Source organism: Nitrobacter vulgaris, assembly GCF_031453995.1.
In the GTDB taxonomy this organism is placed as follows: domain Bacteria; phylum Pseudomonadota; class Alphaproteobacteria; order Rhizobiales; family Xanthobacteraceae; genus Nitrobacter; species Nitrobacter vulgaris.
The window spans coordinates 1-2666 of sequence record NZ_JAVDPZ010000081.1; the positions used below are offsets into that span (position 1 = coordinate 1).

Here is a 2666-nt window from a genome sequence, read left to right on the forward strand (position 1 = left end):
AAAGAGTCTCAGGCCCTCCGCCACAGCCGAGCATGCCAGCCATCAGACAAGCCATCCTCGACCTATTCGTGCGGCCTCCACCGTTACGATGCACGTACTGTGAAATGCTGCTCGCAGGCCGCCTTCAGCAAAATCTGCCAAAGTAGTGCTAGGCTCAGGACTCATAAACGCCGTCCGGTATCGCGCCGGGTTCCTCCGCTTACCGCGGAAGGCGCGTCCATACGCCCTTGCCGGAGCGGCGTGATCCCTCGACCGCGCCGCGCCGGTAGCCGTCAGAAGAGAATGCCGGTCTCCACCAACGCTCGGACCTGATCGCGTTGGTTGAGATCGCGGCCGAAGCCGTAGCCGGCTTCGAGATGGCCAACGCGGACATAGGACAACTCTCCACGCACGAAGAATAAGCCCTTCTCGTAAGTCGGAGTGATGGTAAGCGACCAGGCGTCGCTCTTTGCCCCATAGAGCAAATTTGTCGGCGTGCAGTTAGGGTCGGCGCCACACGTTCCGCCGGTCGCCTTTATATATTCGGCGCGGGCGCCGAGGGACCACTCATGGTTCAACGTGTATTTGGCGAGAAGGGCACCTCCATAGGTGCCGGCCGCGCGATTGATTCCGAGTTGATCATCACGCCCAACGTGGTTGTATTGCAGGTATGGCGTGAGTGTTAGCGGGCCGCTGGTGTATGTGTAGATCAGGTTGAAGATGCTGCTATTGTTCTGCAATAGCGGCGTTGCGGTTGAGGATTTGTCGTTTGGCGACAGGCTGCCCGCACCCACGAAGGCGATCGAATGCGACGAATCGATCGCATACGTCAGCGCGCCCGAAAGCCAGTTCAATGTGCCTGAGAAAAAGCCATCGTTCAGCGACACCGACGCGCTGAGCGGGCCGTGCCCATAATTGATCTGAACGCCGCGGTTGACTGCGTTCTCCTGATTCCAAAGCAGCCCGCGCGCGATGTTGATGTTCTGGAAGGTGAAGGTCGACTCGGCCCCCACCAAAGTTGGCAGGTGGCCCGCTACAACTGACAGTTCAGGATTGATTACCGCCTTGGCATAAGCAACAGAAACTGGCCCGTATAGCTGGCCTGTTGCCTTTGTCGCTTGCAGATAGGAGGAGCCGAGGACTGGCACAGAATACGCGCCCCCCTGAATGTAGAACTGCACCGGCCCCTTGGTCGTTTGAAGCTCGATCTGAGCGCTGGTCACATCGACGAAACTGCCCTCATTGCCGGTCCCCCCGGCGTGGGTGGGATGAGTTTGGAGTGCGCCGATTCCGATCAGTTGGCCGCCGACGAAAACCGAACCAAGCTGACCCGCATCTATCGAGAAGGGGTCGGAATTTGGCACAAGCGGGCCAGAAAAGCTGGGCGTGGAAAGAGGCTCGGCGTGCGCGACTCCTACATCGAAGAGCGCGCTGCAGCCGCCCAGCGTGAGGGCGAATTGCAAGATCCCGAGATCGAATCGACGACGCGCGGTGCGCCCGGACGTCTGAAGTGTTTGCGAATATGGCGATTGTGATGTCATCGGTGCATTCCCCTCCTTGGAAGGGTCAATGCGCGCGAGAACTAAGAGGGGTCGCGGAAAAGCGACGCCTTATCTTTCGGCGGTACGTAAGGCGCCGCGGCCGTTTCGCGTGTATTCGGTTGTCCTCTTGATCGTTGGACATGGTCCTCACCAAACTAAGAAAGCGACGAAGGGGCGGGTTATCGTTTCCTGGGACCAGATCCCGCAGAGCGATCACCAGGGGACTGCTCTTGAACGTGTCCCGCGTCACACAAAGCAAAACATGTGCCAGCCGATCGGCACTCGCTATTGCTGCGGTCTGCTTCGCACTTGGCCTTTGGCAGCACCTAAGACGGGCTGCCAAAGCGGGGATGCCCGGTCATGCTCGCTTAGCCCCTCATGTCAGCAATTTCCGTCGATTGAATTCCAGGGGAAGGAGTGAGGCTGGAGCTATTGACGATGAGCACTGCATAAAATTTCATCGATCGGCGTAGGAACGCCATAGGCCGACCCCAGACGGCCTCATTGGAGATCTGAAAATGCAGGACTTTATCGGAGGACGGCGCCTCGCCTGGGTGAGCGGGCGAACTGGGACGAGTGATGCTGGCAAAGCCGCTCTAACGGGATATTCCAGAAAATATAACCCAGAAACAAAATTTGGCAGCGGCGCAATTCGCTGCCCGCGCGGAGGTTTTCGCGCGTCTATCTTCCCGCTCCGGATTGCCTGCCGACAATGGATGCTGAACTCCGGTTATCCTTTCATCGCTTATGCACCCCGTTAGGTGCATGCACAGCATTAAATTTGGGCAGTGATCTGCGTGGATTCTGAGCAAAGCGATGCTGTGGCCATCTCATTCAAGATGAGCCGAGCCATCCTACTCGCCGGGAGTTATGCGCGATGCAATCGGAAAAAATTGAACAGAATAAAGCGTGCGAAAGCTATTCTGCTACTTTCTTAAGCACCTATGTCGGCGTCAGCTTGGTTGCGTTGTCGAAGACCGGATCACCCGATCCCTTCACGATGGTGGCCGACACGACATGGCCGAGGCGATCGAGCACGAAGTTGACGAGAATCTCGACGTTTTTCTGGATGTGTTCAGGCGGATAGCGCTTGTGCTTGTCGAGATGAGCGACCAATTCCTTCTGCCAGGTGGCCAGGATTCGGCG

At 57.6% G+C, this 2666-nt stretch carries 2 protein-coding genes; both read right to left on the reverse strand.

Annotation, left to right across the window (positions count from 1 at the left end; all coding sequences use genetic code 11):
* Nucleotides 1-272 precede the first annotated feature (272 nt).
* On the reverse strand, nt 273-1520 hold the full coding sequence (locus tag GGQ85_RS20610; RefSeq protein ID WP_079448217.1) for an outer membrane beta-barrel protein: 1248 nt from the start codon (nt 1518-1520) through the stop codon (nt 273-275).
* A gap of 942 nt (nt 1521-2462) precedes the next feature.
* Nucleotides 2463-2666, reverse strand: a 204-nt coding sequence (locus GGQ85_RS20615) for a TonB C-terminal domain-containing protein (protein ID WP_309776072.1), incomplete at its 5' end; no start/stop codon positions are given.

What these genes read in the sequence shown, in the direction of transcription:
- GGQ85_RS20610 (WP_079448217.1), bottom strand. Translation starts at nt 1,520, where the DNA reads ATGACATCACAATCGCCATATTCGCAAACACTTCAGACGTCCGGGCGC.